The organism is Streptomyces sp. NPDC008163 (assembly GCF_042956885.1).
Classification (GTDB): Bacteria; Actinomycetota; Actinomycetes; order Streptomycetales; family Streptomycetaceae; genus Streptomyces; species Streptomyces drozdowiczii_A.
Genome location: NZ_JBIBHG010000005.1, coordinates 26305 through 44011, shown reverse-complemented (window position 1 = coordinate 44011; position 17707 = coordinate 26305). Strand labels below are relative to the sequence as shown.

17 protein-coding genes are annotated in these 17707 nt (G+C 73.0%); 9 read left to right on the top strand and 8 right to left on the bottom strand.

Features of this window, described 5'->3' with window-relative positions:
• Nucleotides 1–40: 40 nt before the first annotated feature.
• On the top strand, nt 41–190 hold the full coding sequence (locus ACFZAT_RS12875; protein ID WP_391263644.1) for an SCO1431 family membrane protein: 150 nt from the start codon (nt 41–43) through the stop codon (nt 188–190).
• A gap of 62 nt (nt 191–252) precedes the next feature.
• Here ACFZAT_RS12875 and ACFZAT_RS12870 read toward each other — a convergent pair whose 3' ends face one another.
• The gene (locus ACFZAT_RS12870; RefSeq protein ID WP_391263642.1) at nt 253–1527 is read right to left on the bottom strand and encodes a glycosyl hydrolase family 18 protein; all 1275 of its coding nucleotides are present in this window, start codon (nt 1525–1527) and stop codon (nt 253–255) included.
• A 393-nt stretch (nt 1528–1920) separates the two neighbouring features.
• On the opposite strand from ACFZAT_RS12870, the gene ACFZAT_RS12865 reads away from it, so the two are divergent.
• A complete protein-coding gene (locus tag ACFZAT_RS12865; protein WP_391263641.1) occupies nt 1921–3093 on the top strand; it encodes an acyl-CoA dehydrogenase family protein in 1173 nt (390 codons plus the stop codon).
• A 399-nt stretch (nt 3094–3492) separates the two neighbouring features.
• Here the strand turns inward: ACFZAT_RS12865 and ACFZAT_RS12860 are convergent, their stop codons facing one another.
• Nucleotides 3493–3888: a hypothetical protein gene (locus ACFZAT_RS12860; RefSeq protein WP_391263639.1), complete on the bottom strand. Its 396-nt coding sequence runs from the start codon at nt 3886–3888 to the stop codon at nt 3493–3495.
• Nucleotides 3889–4090: 202 nt separating this feature from the next.
• Between ACFZAT_RS12860 and ACFZAT_RS12855 the strand changes: the two genes are divergently transcribed.
• The 4 genes from ACFZAT_RS12855 to fxsA all read left to right on the top strand — a co-directional run bounded on the left by ACFZAT_RS12855 (nt 4091) and on the right by fxsA (nt 8159).
• Nucleotides 4091–4531 (top strand): Lrp/AsnC family transcriptional regulator, encoded by a 441-nt coding sequence (locus tag ACFZAT_RS12855; protein ID WP_018103953.1) that lies wholly within the window; start codon nt 4091–4093, stop codon nt 4529–4531.
• A gap of 46 nt (nt 4532–4577) precedes the next feature.
• Complete coding sequence (locus ACFZAT_RS12850) at nt 4578–6218, top strand: amidohydrolase family protein (RefSeq protein ID WP_391263636.1); 1641 nt, start codon at nt 4578–4580, stop codon at nt 6216–6218.
• A 527-nt stretch (nt 6219–6745) separates the two neighbouring features.
• Complete coding sequence (locus ACFZAT_RS12845; RefSeq protein WP_391263635.1) at nt 6746–7513, top strand: glycosyltransferase; 768 nt, start codon at nt 6746–6748, stop codon at nt 7511–7513.
• Nucleotides 7514–7568: 55 nt separating this feature from the next.
• Complete coding sequence (gene fxsA, locus ACFZAT_RS12840; RefSeq protein WP_391263633.1) at nt 7569–8159, top strand: FxsA family membrane protein; 591 nt, start codon at nt 7569–7571, stop codon at nt 8157–8159.
• A 175-nt stretch (nt 8160–8334) separates the two neighbouring features.
• Here fxsA and ACFZAT_RS12835 read toward each other — a convergent pair whose 3' ends face one another.
• The 4 genes from ACFZAT_RS12835 to ACFZAT_RS12820 form a co-directional block, all read right to left on the bottom strand.
• Nucleotides 8335–8709 carry an RNA polymerase-binding protein RbpA gene (locus tag ACFZAT_RS12835; RefSeq protein WP_003959706.1) on the bottom strand — a complete coding sequence of 125 codons (375 nt, stop codon included), beginning with the start codon at nt 8707–8709 and terminating at the stop codon, nt 8335–8337.
• A 274-nt stretch (nt 8710–8983) separates the two neighbouring features.
• Nucleotides 8984–10360 (bottom strand): MFS transporter, encoded by a 1377-nt coding sequence (locus ACFZAT_RS12830; protein ID WP_391263631.1) that lies wholly within the window; start codon nt 10358–10360, stop codon nt 8984–8986.
• Nucleotides 10361–10411: 51 nt separating this feature from the next.
• Entirely contained in the window at nt 10412–11176 is a 765-nt protein-coding gene (locus tag ACFZAT_RS12825; RefSeq protein ID WP_391263628.1) for a glycerophosphodiester phosphodiesterase family protein, read from the bottom strand.
• Nucleotides 11173–11814: a YitT family protein gene (locus ACFZAT_RS12820; RefSeq protein WP_391263627.1), complete on the bottom strand. Its 642-nt coding sequence runs from the start codon at nt 11812–11814 to the stop codon at nt 11173–11175. Before ACFZAT_RS12820 ends, ACFZAT_RS12825 begins: the two co-directional genes overlap by 4 nt.
• Nucleotides 11815–11917: 103 nt before the next feature.
• On the opposite strand from ACFZAT_RS12820, the gene ACFZAT_RS12815 reads away from it, so the two are divergent.
• Nucleotides 11918–13417 (top strand): aminotransferase class I/II-fold pyridoxal phosphate-dependent enzyme, encoded by a 1500-nt coding sequence (locus ACFZAT_RS12815; RefSeq protein ID WP_391263625.1) that lies wholly within the window; start codon nt 11918–11920, stop codon nt 13415–13417.
• Nucleotides 13418–13491: 74 nt separating this feature from the next.
• Here the strand turns inward: ACFZAT_RS12815 and ACFZAT_RS12810 are convergent, their stop codons facing one another.
• The gene (locus ACFZAT_RS12810) at nt 13492–15081 is read right to left on the bottom strand and encodes a hypothetical protein (RefSeq protein WP_391263624.1); all 1590 of its coding nucleotides are present in this window, start codon (nt 15079–15081) and stop codon (nt 13492–13494) included.
• Nucleotides 15082–15118: 37 nt separating this feature from the next.
• Nucleotides 15119–15313: a hypothetical protein gene (locus tag ACFZAT_RS12805; RefSeq protein WP_018103962.1), complete on the bottom strand. Its 195-nt coding sequence runs from the start codon at nt 15311–15313 to the stop codon at nt 15119–15121.
• 244 nt (nt 15314–15557) lie between these two features.
• Here ACFZAT_RS12805 and ACFZAT_RS12800 point away from each other — a divergent pair, with 244 nt between their 5' ends.
• On the top strand, nt 15558–15950 hold the full coding sequence (locus tag ACFZAT_RS12800; protein ID WP_391263622.1) for an ankyrin repeat domain-containing protein: 393 nt from the start codon (nt 15558–15560) through the stop codon (nt 15948–15950).
• A gap of 234 nt (nt 15951–16184) precedes the next feature.
• Nucleotides 16185–17606 carry a HEAT repeat domain-containing protein gene (locus ACFZAT_RS12795; RefSeq protein WP_391263620.1) on the top strand — a complete coding sequence of 474 codons (1422 nt, stop codon included), beginning with the start codon at nt 16185–16187 and terminating at the stop codon, nt 17604–17606.
• Nucleotides 17607–17707: the final 101 nt, after the last annotated feature.

Genomic DNA, 17707 nt, shown 5'->3' with positions numbered 1-17707 from the left:
TGCTGGGTACACCTTCTGCCGGCCGACCGAACGAGATGCCATGAGCGCGAACGCCGCCACCCTCACCGCCGCCCGCCGCCGCGCCCGTACCGGCGGTCCCGACGACGGCCCCAAGCTGCTGGAGCACATCGCGGGCTGGACCCTCGTGGTCGTGGTCGCCATGCTCGTCACGCAGCTCGGCCTGCTCTAGACGACATCAGGGGCGGGGAGCCCGCAAGGCTCCCCGCCCCTGACGTTCACCGCGTCACCGGGTCAGTCGATCGCCTTGATCAGCTCGCCGTCGGTGGTGTCACCGCTCAGCTCCCAGAAGAAGGTGCCGCCCAGGCCCTGCTGGTTCTTGTACGCCATCTTGGTGCCGATGGTGGCGGGGGTGTCGTAGCTCCACCAGTCGCTGCCGCAGTGCGCGTACGCCGTGCCCGCGACGGTGCCCGTGGCGGGGCAGGTGTTCTTGAGGACCTTGTAGTCCTCGATGCCCGCCTCGTACGTACCCGCGGCCGCGCCCGTGGCCGTTCCGCCCGGCTCGGCCTGCGTGACGCCGGTCCAGCCGCGCCCGTAGAAGCCGATGCCGAGCAGCAGCTTCGAGGCCGGGACGCCCTGAGCCTTCAGCTTGTCGATGGCCGCCTCGCTGTTGAAGCCGTCCTTCGGGATGCCCTCGTAGGAGCTCAGCGGGGAGTGCGGGGCCGTCGGGCCCTTCGCGTCCCAGGCGCCGAAGAAGTCGTACGTCATCGGGTTGTACCAGTCGACGTACTGCGCCGCGCCGCCGTAGTCCACGGCGTCCAGCTTGCCGCCCTCGGAGCCGTCCGCGGTGATCGCCGAGGTCACCAGGTTGTCGCCGCCGAACTTCGAGCGGAGCGCCGACAGCAGCTTGCCGTAGGCGTCCCGGCCGCTGGTGTCACAGGTGAGACCGCAGGCGTTGGGGTACTCCCAGTCGATGTCGATGCCGTCGAAGACATCGGCCCACCGGGGGTCCTCGACCAGGTTGTAGCAGGACTCGGCGAACGCGGCCGGGTTCTGCGCGGCCTCACCGAAGCCGCCGGACCAGGTCCAGCCGCCGAAGGACCACAGCACCTTCAGATCCGGGTGCAGTTTCTTCAGCTTGCGCAACTGGTTGAAGTTGCCCCGCAGCTCCTGGTCCCAGGTGTCGGCGACCCCGTCGACGGACTGGTCGGCGGTGTACGCCTTCTCGTAATCCGCGTACGAGTCGCCGACCGTGCACTTGCCGCCCTGGACGTTGCCGAAGGCGTAGTTGATGTGCGTGAGCTTGTCGGCCGAGCCCGAGGTCTCGATGTTCTTGACGTGGTAATTCCGGTCGTAGACACCCCATTCGGTGAAGTATCCGACCACCTTGTCACCGGCCGCTGTGGGGGCGGCGGGTGCTGCTGCCGGTGCGGCGGCCCGGGGCGCGGCGGGGGCCGCGCCGGCGGAACCGGTGCCGGCGACGCCGAGCAGGGCTGCGCCCAGAGCGGCGGTACACGCGGCAGCGGCGAGGGCCCGAAGTCGGGCTCCCGGGCGATGCAGTCCGGTCATGGTTGCTCCTCGTGGGGGAGGGGACGTGCCAGTGGACTACCGGCTTCCGGCGCTCGAATTTGGCATGAACGCGGAAAGCCGGTTCGCCGGGAACGGTAGATGGACTAGACCAGTTGGGTCAATGGTTCGGACCAATATCGATGATCTCCGTGCACCCGGAGCCGGGTGATCGAAGCCCATTCATTCGTATGTTCGGTCAACCGGTGACGGATGCCATCCGATCGGGCATACTCGTCCCGCCACAGCCGCCTGCCTGCGCCTCTCGTAATCCGGGAGGGCAACATCGGCTGGGCAGCAGTGAATTCGGGCATCGCCCGGAGATCCCCCCGGCGGCGCCGCTCCCACCCCGCGCGCGCGACCGCCGCAACGCCCGACAGGGAGGAGAGCGCCGTCATGTCCGACCGTGCCCCGCAGTGGGTCGAACGCCGTCTGCCCACCGAGGAATCCAGCCAGCTGATCGACCTCGTACGGGACATCGCCCAGCGGGAGATCGTCCCGGCGGCGGCCGAGGAGGAGGAAGCCGGCCGCTTCCCCCGCGAGATCTTCACCCTGCTCTCCGAGTCCGGACTGCTCGGCCTGCCCTACGACTCCGAACACGGCGGCGGCGACCAGCCGTACGAGGTCTACCTCCAGGTCCTCGAAGAGCTCAGCGCCGCCCGGCTCACCGTCGGCCTCGGCGTCAGCGTCCACTCCCTCGCCTGCCACGGACTCGCCGGCTTCGGCACCAAGGAGCAGCGCGCCGAACACCTCCCGTCGATGCTCTCCGGCGGTCTGCTCGGCGCCTACTGCCTTTCCGAACCCGCCTCCGGCTCCGACGCCGCCTCGCTGCGCACCAAGGCGGTACGGGACGGCGACGACTGGGTGATCACCGGCACCAAGGCATGGATCACGCACGGCGGAATCGCGGACTTCTGCACCGTGCTGGCCCGCACCGGCGCCGAGGGCGCCCGGGGCATCACCGCCTTCCTCGTCCCCGGCGACGCCGCCGGGCTGAGCGCGGCAGTCCCCGAGAAGAAGATGGGCATGAAGGGCTCGCCCACCGCCCAGCTCCACTTCGACGGCGTCCGGGTCCCCGACGCCCGCCGGATCGGCGACGAGGGCCAGGGCTTCGCGATCGCCCTCTCCGCCCTCGACTCCGGCCGCCTCGGCATCGCCGCCTGCGCCATCGGCGTCGCCCAGGCCGCACTGAACGAGGCCCTCGGCTACGCCACCGGCCGCAAGCAGTTCGGCCGCCCCATCGCGGACTTCCAGGGCCTGCGGTTCATGCTCGCCGACATGGCGACCCGCATCGAGGCCGGCCGCGCGCTCTATCTGGAAGCCGCCCGGCTCAGGGACGCCGGCCGCCCCTTCTCGCGCCAGGCCGCCATGGCCAAGCTCTTCTGCACGGACGCCGCGATGCAGGTGACCACCGACGCCGTCCAGGTGCTCGGCGGCTACGGCTACACGCAGGACTTCCCCGTCGAACGCCTCATGCGCGAGGCCAAGGTGCTCCAGATCGTGGAGGGCACCAACCAGATTCAGCGGATGGTCATCGCGCGCCACCTCGCGGGCCCTGAGTCCCGCTGACCCGCAGCGGCCGCTCCGACCACACGGGCGTCGTCATGATCCGGTTCCAGTCCTGGTCATGACGGCCCGGCAGGGTCCGGCCGGTGCTCTCCCAGTGCCGCAGCAGCGCCCGGTAGATCGGCGGATCGCTGGAATGGGGCACCGCGCGCGGCGCCGACCGGGGCGGTTCGGACTGGGACGCCGGTACGGAACCGGGCTGCGGAACCGATTCTTCGGAGGGCGGAGCGGCGAGCCGGCGGCGCCCGGGGCCGGCCGTGGAATGCAGCGGGGTCATACCGGGCCAACGCCGTAGGGCGCGGTGGGGTCACTGGCTGTTCGATTCGGGCGCATGTTCACCCGGTTCTCCCGGGCTGCCGGGTTGCTCACGCACCCCGGCCGCGCGTTCGGAAGAGCGGAGGCTCAGGCGGCCTGGCGCCGGAGCGGGTGGTCCACCCGGATCGGGCGGGAACCGGCACCGCCGGCGTGCGAGAAGGGCTGCGTCCGCCAGTCGAGCCCCTGCGGGAGCGTCAGCAGCAGCGCCGTCTCCTGCTCCTGCACCCCGTCCGCCTCGGCGGGACGGTCCCCGGCGGCGCGCCCCGTGCCGGGGCAGACGGTGAGCACGAACGGGTTCCACGGGGACGGGCACAGCGCGTGCTCCGGGAGCACGTCCTCGTCCGCCAGGAGCGCGATGGGCTGCGCGCAGTCCGGGCAGACGACCCGGTACATCTCGAAGGTGTCGTACGCGTCGGGAGCGGTGTCCTCGAACGGATCAACGGGCTCCGGTTCGGTACGTCCGGTGAGCTTCAGGTGTGGCATGGGAAATCCCCCCTCGGATGGGCCGGCATGACGCTGTGGCCTCGGCCACAGCAAGCACTTCCCGCCACCGATCGGCCGTAACCGTTCTGTGTCCCACTACTGGCGCGTAAACCTGTGGCGTTGGTCACATGCCCGGCGCAGGTGCCGTCCCAAGGGCTGGGCAGCTGTGCCGGGAACCACTCATGGCCATAGATTGATCCATATGGAGGAGCTGGACCGTCACATCGTGGAGTTGCTCGTCAAGGACGGGCGGATGAGCTACACCGACCTGGGCAAGGCCACCGGCCTGTCCACCTCGGCGGTTCATCAGCGCGTCCGCAGGCTGGAGCAGCGCGGGGTGATCCGCGGCTACGCCGCGGTCGTGGACCCGGAGGCGGTCGGCCTGCCGCTGACCGCGTTCATCTCGGTCAAGCCGTTCGACCCCAGCGCCCCCGACGACATCGCCGAACGGCTCGCCGGCGTCCCCGAGCTGGAGGCGTGCCACAGCGTCGCCGGCGACGAGAACTACATCCTCAAGGTCCGCGTGGCCACCCCGCTGGAGCTGGAGAACCTGCTCACCCGCATCCGCTCGCTCGCCGGCGTCTCCACCCGCACCACGGTCGTCCTGTCCACGCCGTACGAGGCGCGCCCGCCGCAGATCTGAGGGGGCGCGCACGGAGGACGTGCGCGCAGGCGGGAGACTGGTGCTCATGACCGAGAGCACCGCCCCCCAGAGCGAACACCGCACCGTGCTGCTGCGCGGTGGAGACGTCCACAGCCCCGCCGATCCCTTCGCCACCGCCATGGTGGTCGAACGGGGCCATGTCGCCTGGGTGGGCTCCGAAGGCGCCGCCGACGCCTTCGCGAGCGGCGTCGACGAGGTGATCGACCTCGACGGGGCGCTGGTCACCCCCGCCTTCACCGACGCCCACGTCCACACCACCTCCACCGGCCTGGCCCTCACCGGCCTCGACCTCTCCGGCACCCGCACCCTCGGCGACGCGCTCGCCCGCGTCCGCGCCCACGTCACCGCCCACCCCGCCGACCGGGTCGTCCTCGGCCACGGCTGGGACGCCACCCGCTGGCCCGAGCAGCGCCCGCCCTCCCGCGCCGAGCTGGACGGGGCGGCGGCGGGCCGGGCCGTCTACCTGCCCCGGGTCGACGTGCACTCCGCGGCCGTGAGCACCGCCCTGCTCGACCTCGTCCCCGGCGTCACCACGATGCCCGGATACGACCCCGAGGGCCCCCTGACCGCCGCCGCCCACCACGCCGTGCGCGCGGCCGCCCACGACGCCGTCACGCCCGCCCAGCGCGCCGAAGCGCAGCGTGCCGCGCTGCGCCACGCCGCCTCCCTCGGTATCGGCTCGCTCCACGAGTGCGGCGGCCCCGACATCTCCGACGAGGACGACTTCACCGGGCTCCTGAAGGTGGCCGCCGAGCAGCCCGGGCCCCGGGTCTTCGGCTACTGGGCCCAGGAGGTGGCCGACGAGAAGGACGCCCGGCGCGTCCGCGAACTCGGCGCCGTCGGCGCGGCCGGCGACCTCTTCGTGGACGGCTCCCTCGGCTCGCACACCGCCTGCCTGCACGAGCCGTACGCCGACGCCCCGCACACCGGCACCGCCCACCTGGACGCCGCCCGGATCGCCGCCCACGTCGCCGCCTGCACCGAGGCGGGGCTCCAGGCCGGATTCCACGCCATCGGGGACGCGGCGCTCTCGGCGGTCGTCCAGGGCATCAGGGCCGCGGCCGAGAAGGTGGGCCTCGCCCGGGTGCGGGCCGCCCGGCATCGCGTCGAGCACGCGGAGATGCTCACCCCGGAGACCGTCGCGGCCTTCGCGGAGCTGGGCCTCACCGCCTCCGTGCAGCCCGCCTTCGACGCCGCGTGGGGCGGCGAGGAGGGCATGTACGCCCAGCGCCTCGGCGCCGGCCGGGCCGCCACCCTCAACCCGTACGCGGCGCTGCTGCGGGCCGGTGTGCCGCTCGCCTTCGGCTCGGACAGCCCGGTGACCCCGCTGGACCCGTGGGGGACCGTGCGGGCTGCCGCCTTTCACCGGACGCTGGAACACCGCGTCTCGGTCCGGGCCGCCTTCACCGCGCACACCCGGGGCGGCTGGCGGGCCCTGGGGCGGGACGACGCGGGGACCCTGGTGCCCGGCGCGCCGGCCGACTACGCGGTCTGGCGCACCGACCAGCTGGTGGTCCAGGCGCCGGACGACCGGGTGGCGCGCTGGTCGACCGACCCGCGGTCCGGGACGCCGGGTCTGCCCGACCTCGGCCCCGGCGCCGACCTGCCGGTCTGCCTGCGCACCGTGGTCCTCGGACAAACTGTCTACGTAAGGCCGAACGAGTGACGTGCGGACATTCCGGTCCGCCGATCGAAGGCGGGCCGGCTCTTCCGCTACCTGGGGATCTTCGGGACTGACCAGGCAATTTCCGTAATCGACGCAGGTCAGCCAAGTATTGACAGAATGCGGCCACCGGCCGGTAGGTTCGGCCGAGTCCACCACAGGACGTCCGACCGGTGAAACCTCCACGCAGTCGTCGAACGCCGCTGGGTCACGGGGTGGTGTGCCGCACCGGCGCACCGCCACTGACAGCCAGGTTCAGCGCCCGCGCCTCGGGGGCGAGGGAAGGTTTCAGCCGGACGGAGGGTGCGACCCGGGTGGGGCCCGGACGTTCAGTAGACAACGGCTCTAGGTCGACCCGCAGCCAGCGGGTCCCAGGTCGGCCCGAAGGACACCGGGCCCCGATCCGCACTTCTGTCCCCGATTCCGCTCTTCTGTCCGCCGCGGCGCCCGCGCCACCCCGACCGGGTCGGCATTCCGCGCCGCCGCGCTCGATATGGTGTGCACCTGCGTACGGACGTGAGGGGCAGTAAGTGAACGACGGCGGTCAGCGGCAATTCGGCCCGCTCGGCAGTGTCTTGGTGATCATCCCGACCTATGACGAGGCCGAGAACATCAAGCCGATCGTGAGCCGGGTGCGCGCCGCCGTGCCGGAGGCCCACATCCTCGTCGCCGACGACAACAGCCCCGACGGCACGGGCAAGCTCGCGGACGAACTGGCCGCGGAGGACGACCACGTCCACGTCCTGCACCGCAAGGGCAAGGAAGGGCTCGGCGCGGCCTATCTCGCCGGCTTCCGCTGGGGCATGGACCACGACTACGGCGTCCTGGTCGAGATGGACGCCGACGGCTCCCACCAGCCCGAGGAACTGCCCCGGCTGCTCACCGCGCTCAAGGGCGCGGACCTGGTCCTCGGCTCCCGCTGGGTGCCCGGCGGCCGGGTGGTGAACTGGCCCAAGTCCCGCGAGTTCATCTCGCGCGGCGGCAGCACGTACTCCCGCCTCATGCTGGGCCTGCGGACCCGGGACGTCACCGGCGGCTACCGGGCCTTTCGCGCCGAGACCCTGAAGGGCATCGGGCTCGACGCGGTCGCCTCGCAGGGCTACTGCTTCCAGGTCGACCTGGCCCGCCGCGCGATCGAGGCCGGCTTCCATGTGGTCGAGGTGCCGATCACCTTCGTGGACCGCGAGGTCGGCGACTCCAAGATGAGCAAGGACATCCTGGTCGAGGCGCTGTGGCGGGTCACCGCCTGGGGCGTCACCAGCCGGACGAACAAGGTGCTCGGCCGCCGCACCCCCTGAGCCGGTCCGGCACCCTCTTACGGCGTACGGACGTGTGGCCAGGCACACTGGGGGCATGACGACCGGCACACCGCCCCCGACCGCCCGCGGCCGTTCGCGCGCCCGGACCCTCGTACCCCTCGCCGTCGCCGCCTGGGCGGTGCTGGAGATCTGGCTGCTGATCCTGGTGGCGGACGCCGCAGGCGGGCTGACCGTCGTGATCCTGCTGGCGGCCGGGATCGTGCTCGGCGCCGCGGTGATCAAGAGCGCGGGCCGCCGGGCCTTCCGCAACCTCACGGAGACGCTTCAGCGGATGCCCGGCCGGCCGGGCGCGGAGGGCTCCTCGCAGGCCGCCCCGGAGAGCGGCCGGGGCAACGGTTTCCTGATGCTCGGCGGGCTGCTGATCATGATCCCCGGTCTGCTCTCGGACGTGGCCGGGCTGCTGCTCCTGGTCCCGCCGGTGCGCACGGCGCTCAGCCGTTACGCGGAGCGCTCGCTGGACCGGCGCATGCGGAAGGCCGCCCCCGGCGGCTTCTCGGACGCGTTCCAGCAGGCCCGCATCCATCGCCCGGACGGCAAGGTGGTCCAGGGCGAGGTCATCCGCGACGAGCCGTCCGGACCGGACGCGGGCCCGAACGACGAGCCCCGCCCGCCGCTGACGCGGTAACCCGTCACGCCCGTCGGGACCTCCCACGCCGGTCCGGCCCCGGGTCAGAGATTGTCCCGGCAATCGCCGCACGGGCTGGAGATTGCCGGGACGAGCCACAGCAAACGACAAAGCCGCGGGCCCGGCACGCGAAACGTGCCGAACCCGCGGCCTGCCGCGAAACCGTGCTAGCGGGTCACGCAGACTTCCTGCTGTCCCGAGGATGCACGGCGATATTCATCGCCCCGGAGCGCAGGACGGCCAGCCGCTCGGCCAGCACCTCCTCCAGCTCCTCGCGCGTGCGCCGCTCCATGAGCATGTCCCAGTGCGTACGCGCGGGCTTGCCCTTCTTCTCCTCGGGGCCATCCCCGTCCACCAGGAGTGCCTGGGCGCCACACGCCTTGCACTCCCACTCCGGCGGAATTTCCGCCTCTACCGAGAACGGCATCTCGAATCGATGTCCGTTCTGGCATGCGTACTCCACCGCCTGGCGCGGGGCCAGATCGATGCCGCGGTCCGTCTCGTAGCTGGTAACCACGAGTCGCGTGCCGCGGAGAGCTCGCTCACTCATGAATCGTGCCTCCCGGGCTTGTCGCCCACAGGACAGGTGTCGCTGTCGTCGTCAATCGGTCAACGTCCGGTCGGCGGCAAAGATTCCCGTTGCCGGTCATGCGTCGCCCGTCGAACCGCTGATTTTCAGGTTTCCCAGGGTTCAAGTACCCGCCCATACCCGGTTTGTCACCTTTGACGGAAGTTGTCACCCAACGGTTCGCGAAGTTCCACTCGCCGTAACGGTCACCCGGGGCAGGCCAAAGGCGTACACTACCGGCCTTTTACTTCAACGTCTAAATCCGCTCCGGTACGGGGTTTCCCGCCGCCGCCACCGCACGCCTGAGCGGGACGCGCGCGAGCAGCACCGAACCCACGACGAAGAAGACCACCAGCGAGATGATCGCGTCCCGGTAGCTTCCGGTCAGCTGGTAGGCGAGACCGAACACCAGGGGCCCCAGCCAGCTCAGGCCCCGGTCGCTCATCTCGTACGCCGAGAAGTACTCGGCCTCCTTGCCGCGCGGCACCAGGTGCGAGAACAGCGAACGCGACAGCGCCTGACTGCCGCCCAGCACCAGCCCGATCGCCGCCGCCAGCACGTAGAAGTAGACGGGCGACCCGGCAGGCAGGAAGTACCCGCCGACCAGGATCAGCGTCCACACCACCAGCGAACCCAGGATCGTGCGCTTCGCGCCGTACGCGCGGGCCATTCGGCCCATCGCGAGCGCCCCGGCCACCGCGAGCAGCTGCACCAGCAGCACCGCCGTGATCAGCGTCGACTGGCCGAGGCCCAGCTCCTCGGAGCCGTACACCGACGCCTGCGAGATCACGGTCTGCACGCCGTCGTTGTAGACGAGGTAGGCGAGCAGGAAGGCGAGGGTCAGCGGATGGCGCCGCATGTCCGCCAGTGTGGCCCGCAGCTGCCGCCACCCCGAGCCCGCCGCCGTACCCCGGCCGCCCGGCGCCACCCGGCGGTCGCGCAGCCGGCGCAGCGGGATGACGGTGAAGACGCCCCACCAGAGGCCCGCCGAAGCCAGGCAGATCCGTACCGCCTGGGACTCGGAGAGGCCGAAGGAGTCGTGGCCCGAGTACAGGACCAGATTCAGTACGAGGACCAGCGCCCCGGAGGTGTAGCCGAACGCCCACCCGCGCGAGGAGACGTCGTCGCGCTCCTCGGGCTCCGCGATCTGGGGCAGGTAGGAGTTGTAGACCATCATCGCCACCGCCGTCGCGGCGTTCGCCACGATGAGCAGGAAGGCGCCGAGCAGATAGCGCTGCCCGTCCAGGAAGAACATGGCGGTCGTCGCGGCGGCCCCGGTGTACGCCGTCGCCGCGAGGAGCGGCTTCTTGCGGCCCGTGCGGTCGGCCGCCGCGCCCACCACGGGCATCAGGACGATCGCCAGGACGAGCGAGGCCGAGACCGCGTACGCGAACAGGGACCCGGCACGCACCGGGATGCCCAGCGGATGGACGAAGCCGTCGGGATCCGCGGCGGCCTTGGCGACCGAGGTCAGATACGGGCCGAGGAAGACCGTGACGACGCTCGTCGAATAGACGGAGCACGCGAAGTCGTAGAAGTACCAGCCGCGCTGCTCCCGGCGCCGCCCGGCCGGACCGTCCGCCCCGGCCGTGCCCTCGGCCGGCTCGGCGGTGTCTGCGGTGTCGGCCGTCATGGCGCCCCCTGGAGATCTCCCCGTGAAGACGCCCGCCCGGCCCGTGGCGGGTCAGGCCCAGGCCCCCCGCCCGCTCAGCACCGTGCGCAGCGTCTCGATGTGATCGGTCATGATGCCATCCACCCCGAGGTCCAGGAGAGCGGCCATCCGCTCCGGTTCGTTCACCGTCCACACATGCACCTGGAGCCCGCGCGCGTGGGCCTCGCGCACGAAGCGGCGGTCGACGACCCGGATGCCGTTCCGGCTCTCCGGCACCTGTGCGCACACCGCCCCGGCGCGCAGCGCGGCCGGGATGCCGTACGAGCGCAGCCGCAGCCCGAGCACCCCGCGCATGCCGTACGAGGTGGCCAGGCGCGGGCCGCCCAGCCGGTGCGCCCGCGCGACCCGGGCCTCGGAGAACGAGCCGACGCACACCCGGTCCCAGGCGTCCGTCGCCCGGATCAGCTCCAGGAGCGGTCCGAGGGCGGCCTCCGCCTTGACGTCCACGTTCCACCGGGCCCCGGGGAAGGTCTCCAGCAACTCCTCGAACAGCGGCAGCGGCTCGCGCCCGGCGACCCGGGCCCGGCGTATCTCGCTCCACGGCAGCTCCGCCAGGCGGCCCCGGGCGTCCGTCACCCGGTCCAGCGTGGCGTCGTGGAAGGCGACGAGCCGGCCGTCCGCCGAGGCGTGCACATCGGTCTCGAAGTAGCGGTACCCGGCGTCGGCCGCGCGGCGGAAGGCGGCCGCCGTGTTCTCGGCGCCGTCCGCCGCGCCGCCCCGGTGGGCGAACGCGAGCGGAGCGGGGTGGTCCAGATAGGGGTGGCGTTCGGAGGTCACCGCCGCAGTATGGACCGCCGGGGCGCGGACGTCCCGGCCGAGGGGGCGCTTTCCCCGGGGATCGCGAAGACCCGCAGGAAGACCTGGGCGAGCGGGCCGATGGCCAGGGCGTACAGGACCGTGCCGACGCCGAGGGAGCCGCCCAGCAGGAATCCGGTGACCACCACCGCGATCTCGATCGCCGTGCGGACCAGCCGGACCGACCGGCCGGTCCGCCGGTGCAGCCCGGTCATCAGGCCGTCCCGGGGGCCTGGTCCGAACCGGGCGCTGATGTAGAGCCCGGTCGCCACACCGTTCAGCACGATCCCCGCCGCCATCACCCCGGCCCGGGCGACCAGGCCGTGCACCTCGGGGACGAGGGCGAGCGTGCCGTCCATCGCGATGCCCACGGCGAACACGTTCGACACCGTGCCCAGGCCCGGCCGCTGCCGCAGCGGGATCCACAGCAGCAGCACGATCGCGCCGATGACGATCGAGACCACGCCGATGCTGATCCCGGTGCGCTCGGCGAGCCCCTGGTGCAGCACGCCCCACGGCTCCAGACCGAGACCGGCGACGACCAGGAGGGCCGAGCTCGCCCCGTACAGCGCGAGCCCCGCGTACAGCTGGACCAGCCGACGGGTGAGGATCTTGGACAAGGAGTGCCCCCTGGTGTGGTGGTGTTGGACTGCTCCGTGTCACTCTGTGGCAGGGGATTGGCTGCCAACCATGGCCAATCCGAGGAAGGTGGACTGATTCTCAATGGCGCAGTGGACTTCGGCCGTCGGCGCGGCCCAGCTGGCCCGGCAGCTCCAGGCCCAGCAGCAGCGGCCGGCCGGCCCCGGCACCCGCCGCCCGCCCGCCTACCGCGCCCTCGCCGACGGCATCCGGCTGCTCGTCCTGGAGGGGCGGGTCGCGGTCGCCGCCCGCCTCCCCGCCGAACGCGAGCTGGCCCTCGCCCTCGCCGTCAGCCGGACCACGGTCGCCGCCGCCTACGAGGCGCTGCGGGCCGAGGGCTTCCTGGAGTCCCGGCGGGGCGCGGGCAGCTGGACGGCGGTCCCGGCGGGCAACCCGCTGCCCGCCCGCGGCCTGGAACCCCTGCCGCCCGAGGCCCTGGGCTCCATGATCGACCTGGGCTGCGCCTCGCTGCCCGCCCCCGAGCCCTGGCTCACCCGCGCCGTCCAGGGCGCCCTGGAGGAGCTGCCCCCTTACGCCCACACCCACGGCGACTACCCTGCCGGGCTGCCCGCCCTGCGCCAGATGATCGCCGACCGCTACACCGCCGACGGCATCCCGACCATGCCCGAGCAGATCATGGTCACCACCGGCGCGATGGGCGCCATCGACGCCATCTGCCACCTCTTCGCCGGGCGCGGCGAGCGCATCGCCGTGGAGTCCCCGAGCTACGCCAACATCCTCCAGCTGATGCGCGAGGCGGGTGCCCGGCTCGTCCCCGTCGCCATGGAGGAGGCGCTCGGCGGCTGGGACCTGAACCGGTGGCGCCAGGTGCTGCGCGACGCCGCGCCCCGGCTCGGCTACGTCGTCGCGGACTTCCACAACCCGACCGGGGCGCTGGCCGACGAGGAGCGCCGCCGGGCCCTGGTGGACGCCGCCCGCTCGGCCGGCACGGTCCTCGTCGTGGACGAGACGATGCGGGAGCTGCGTCTCGACGAGGACGTGGCGATGCCGCGCCCGGTCTGCGCGTTCGACCCGGCGGGCAGCACGGTCCTGACCGTGGGGTCGGCCAGCAAGGCGTTCTGGGCCGGCATGCGGATCGGCTGGGTACGGGCCGCGCCCGATGTGATCCGCAGCCTGGTCGCCGCCCGCGCGTACGCCGACATGGGCACCCCCGTGCTCGAACAGCTGGCGGTGAACTGGCTGATGCGCACCGGCGGCTGGCAGGAGGCCGTGCGGCTGCGCCGGGAACAGGCCCGGGAGAACCGCGACGCGCTCGTCGCCGCCGTGCGCCGGGAGCTGCCGGAGTGGGAGTTCTCCGTGCCCGCCGGCGGGCTCACGCTCTGGGTGCGCACCGGCGGCCTCTCCGGCTCCCGGCTCGCGGTCGCCGGCGAAGGCGTCGGGGTCCGTGTGCCGTCCGGGCCCCGGTTCGGGGTCGACGGCGCCTTCGAGGGTTACGTACGGCTGCCGTTCACGGTCGGCGGCCCGGTCGCGGACGAGGCGGCCCAGCGGCTCGCCCAGGCGGCCCGGCTGGTCGGCGCGGGCGGCGGGGCGGGCGTGGAGGCACCGCGTACGTTCGTGGCGTGAACGGTGGCGGTGCGGCCCCCTGAACGCGGAGGAGGGCCCGGCGCGCCGCCGGGCCCTCCTCCGCCGACATGCGTTCAGTCGCCGACGGCCACGGCTTCCAGTGCGACCGGTGCCTCCACGGCCTCGACCGGCGCCGGTTCCGGCGCCCCCGCCTCGACCGCCGTGCGCCGCTCCGGCAGCAGGCTGAGCACCGCCGCGCGCTGCGCCTCGCTGGTGGCGTCGTCGTACGGGTCGGGCGTGGCCGGGACCTGGATGCGCAGCACCGGACCGGCGCCGAACCGGGCGTAGCCGCGGCCGGCCGGGGCGTCCGGCGGCGGGGTGGTGTGCGGTCCGGTGCCGAGCACCGACGCGACCTGTTCGGCGCTGCACTCACCGAGCACCACCCGGGCCCTGGTGTGCGTCCGGACGGTCTCGCCGAGGCCGTCGAGGTGGTCGAACGCCTCGGCCAGGACCACGACGACATGGGCGGCCCGGCCGTGCCGCAGCGGGATCTGGAGCAGCTCCTGCGCGTCGGGCGTGCCGTCGCCGGCCGGCCGGGCAAGCGCGCTCGGCCGGTCCAGCAGGATCCAGAGCGGCCGCGTCAGGTCCTCGGGGACCGGGTCCCCGGCCTGCCGGGCGCGGTTCGCCCCGATCAGCCGGCGTTCCGTCTCGTTGGCCGCCCACTCCAGGGTGGAGAGCGCCCCGGCGGGCCCGCACTCGACGGCCAGGACGCCTTCGCGGCCGGTGAAGCAGGCGTACTCGCCGGTGCCGCTGCCCTCCACGATGAGGATGTCGCCCTGCTGGAGCGCCTGGAGGGCGATGGACCGCAGCAGGGTGGTGGTGCCGCTGCCGGGCTGCCCGGCGACGAGCAGGTGCGGTTCGGTGGAGCGGGGGCCGGTGCGCCAGACGACGCCGGGCGCGTCCCGGGTGCCGTCGCCGTCGCTCACCGGGAGGGTGCGCCGCACGGCGTCCTCGTCCGTGAAGCCGAGGACGGTCTCGCCGGGGGCGGTGACGAAGCGCTGGGCGGTGAGCGAGGTCGGCAGGGCGTCCAGGACGCTCATCGCGAGCCGGTTGCCCTCCTCGTCCCAGCTGAACCGGTACTCCCGGCCGCGGCCCGACTTGGCGTGCAGCAGCTGTTCGATCCGGGCCCGGGACTCGGGCTCGCTGTCGGTGAAGTACGCGGGATACGCGACCTGGAGGCGCGAGACGCGGCCGTCGCCGTCGAACGCGTAATCGCTGAAGACCTTCTCCCACTCCCCGCCGTGGCTGAACAGCGGCTCGGGGTCGTCGGCCGTCGAGAAGTACGGCACGAGGGCTTCGTACAGGGAGCGCAGCCGCGCGGTCTCCGCCTCGTCGGGGCCGGTCCTGACGGGGGTGCGGTCGCGGCCCGTCCATGCGGCTGCGCCCATCACCGTGACGAGGGCCAGCACCGGCCCGTACGGGATGAGCGCGACCACGAGTACGCAGGCCGCGACGAGGAACAGCGTGGGGCCACGCCGGTCCCTGGGTGTCGCGGCCCACTTCTGCCGTCCTGCGCCGGCCAGCAGCCGCAGACCGCGCGTGAGCGTGATCAGCGGATGGAGCACGTCGGTGGCGCTGTCGGCGGCCGTGCGCGCGAACTCTCGACTGCGAGTGATCGAAGCGCTGCCGCTGCTCAGAATGCGGGGGAGTGGTCGCCTGGCCACGTCTGTCTCCTGAAGGGGTCGGTGCGGACGCGGAGGGTCAGAACTTGATCCCGCCCAGGAGTCCGGCCAGGCTCGCTCCGCCCGCGGTGATGCTCGGTGCGATGGCGGTCCCGGCCAGGTAGAAGCCGAACAGGGCGGTGACGAGGGCGTGCGACGCCTTGAGGCCGTCCTTCCTGAAGAACAGGAAGACGATGATGCCGAGGATGACGACGCCGGACATGGAAAGGATCATGAGTGTTCTCCTGGTTGGAGGGGACGGTCACCATGAGTCCTTCCAGCCTCACCCCAAGTATCCATAGGATAAAAGGCGCAATCGGGTGAAAAGGGTGATTATCCACTCGATCGGCGGAGGTGAAGCCCGGGCCTGATCATGGACCCGCGCGGGCAGTACCCTGTCGGTTCACTCGCACGGCCCCCCGCCGTGCACGTCCCGGCCGCCGACGGCGGCCCGAACGGTCAAGGAAGGCGGTACCCCGATGAGCGACGCCCCCGATCCCGAGGTCGTGGAGCTGGCCTCCAAGGTGTTCGACCTGGCGCGCGCCGGCGACGCCGACGCCCTCGCGGCCTATGTGGACGCCGGGGTGCCCGCCAACCTCACCAACGACCGGGGCGACTCCCTGCTGATGCTCGCCGCCTACCACGGGCACGCCCCCGCGGTCACCGCCCTCGCCGCCCGCGGCGCCGACCCGGGCCGGGCCAACGACCGGGGCCAGACCCCCCTCGCCGGAGCCGTCTTCAAGGGCGAGGAGGCGGTGATCCGTGCCCTCCTCGACGCGGGCGCCGATCCGGCCGCCGGAACGCCCTCCGCGGTCGACACCGCACGCATGTTCGGCAAGGGCGACCTGCTGGAACTCTTCGGCGCCCGCTGAACGGGTACGTCGTAAATGTGGTCGCGGTGGCGAAATGGCTGGGTCATCATGACGTCGCGGGCCCGATCCGGGCCACCCGACGAGAGGCAGAGGAAGATGCTCTACACCAGGCAGAAGACGGCGGTCGGCGAATCATGTTGCCGCGCGGCCTAGTGCTCGCCCCAGTGCTCGTCCCGGAGCACGTGGAACTGCACAGTCCCGGTTGCGTCGACAGCTTGATGTGAGGCTTTCCCTATGTTCGATCCGTTCATAGCGCCGAGCGGCACCCTGCTCGGCCTGCTCCAGAGAGGTCGCGGCGACGGCACGCTCCACGCGCTCGCCGCACCGCGCTCCGAGGCCCTGGCGGCCCTGAACCACTGCGTCCTGAGCGACCCGCGCCACGACTGGCAGGTGGAGAACCGCTCCCTGTACTACGCGCGCCTCTACCTCGACCTCGACGGCGGTGTCGAGGAGATCGAGCGGCACCTGACCGACCCCGAGGACCACCTCGACACCGAGGACTCGCGGACCGGCCTCGCCCTGTCCGTCCTCGGCCACCTCGCCTCCTACGGGCGCGGCGACGCCCTCGCCCTGCTGCGGCGCTACGCCGCGACCGGCTCCAACTGGGCCTGGGCCCTGGACGAGCTGGCCCTGCGCGACGACGACGCCGGACTCCGCTCCCTCGCCGAGCCCGTGCTCGCCCGCTTCCCCGACGACCCCGAGGGCCGCGCCGACCTGGCCGCGACCGTGCGGGACGCCTACGAGCCCCGCCCCTGGCGCCTGTGGGCCGACGACCCGCGCGGGGCCGTCGGCGCCCGCGTCCGGGCCGCCTCCGAGCAGGGCTCCTTCGACCGCTGGCAGCGCCAGATGCGCCCCGGCGGGCCCCGGCCCGGCTGGAGCGTCCAGGCGGTCTTCGACTGGGCCCAGCAGGGTCTTGAGCGCGGCAGCGTGCTGCACGTGCCCGCCGCCCGCTGCCTCGCCGCCGTCGCGGGCCCCGATGACCGGGCCGCCATCGTCGCGGCCGCCCGCAGCGGACCCGACGCCGCCCGCTGCGCCTCCCTCCACTACCTGGCCGCCGAGGTCCGCGACCCCGTCGTGCTCGACCTGATCGAGGCCGCCGCCACCGAGCCCCGGGGCACCGTCCCCGACGCCGCCGTCGCCGCCTTCGAGCGCATGTGCGGCGAGGACGCCGTCGAGCGCGCCCGCCGCTGGGCGCGCAGGCCCGACCCGCTCGGAGCCTCCGCCGCCGGTGTGCTGGCCGGACGCGGCGGTCCGCAGGACGCCCCCGCGGTGCTCGGCGCGCTGCGCGACGCCGTACGCGGCGACGGGCCGGACGCGCCACGGCTGTGGGCGCTCGTGGACGGCGCCGGCCGCCTCGGCATCGCCTGCGCCGCACCCGTACTGCGCCACATCTACCGGGAGACGTCCTCCTCGCAGCTGCGCGGCCGGACCGCCCGGGCGCTCGCTGCCACCGACCCGTCCTTCGCCACCGGGTTCGCCGTCGAGTGCCTGTGGGACTGCGAGGAGACGACCCGCGAGGTCGCCGCCCGCCACGCCGAGACCGGTGACCTGCGCGTCGCCGACCGGCTCCGCCGACTGGCCGCCGACCCCGCCGAGGAGGCCGAGGTCCAGTCCGCGGTACGCAGCAGGATCGGCCCGGACGCCCCGGCGGTCTGACCGGCGGACCACCCCGCAGTACCCCAGGAGTGCAGCGCGTCGGGGGCGCGCCGCTCCCCGCCCTGTTCCGCGATCACCGGACGGCGGGCCAGTATGGGGGC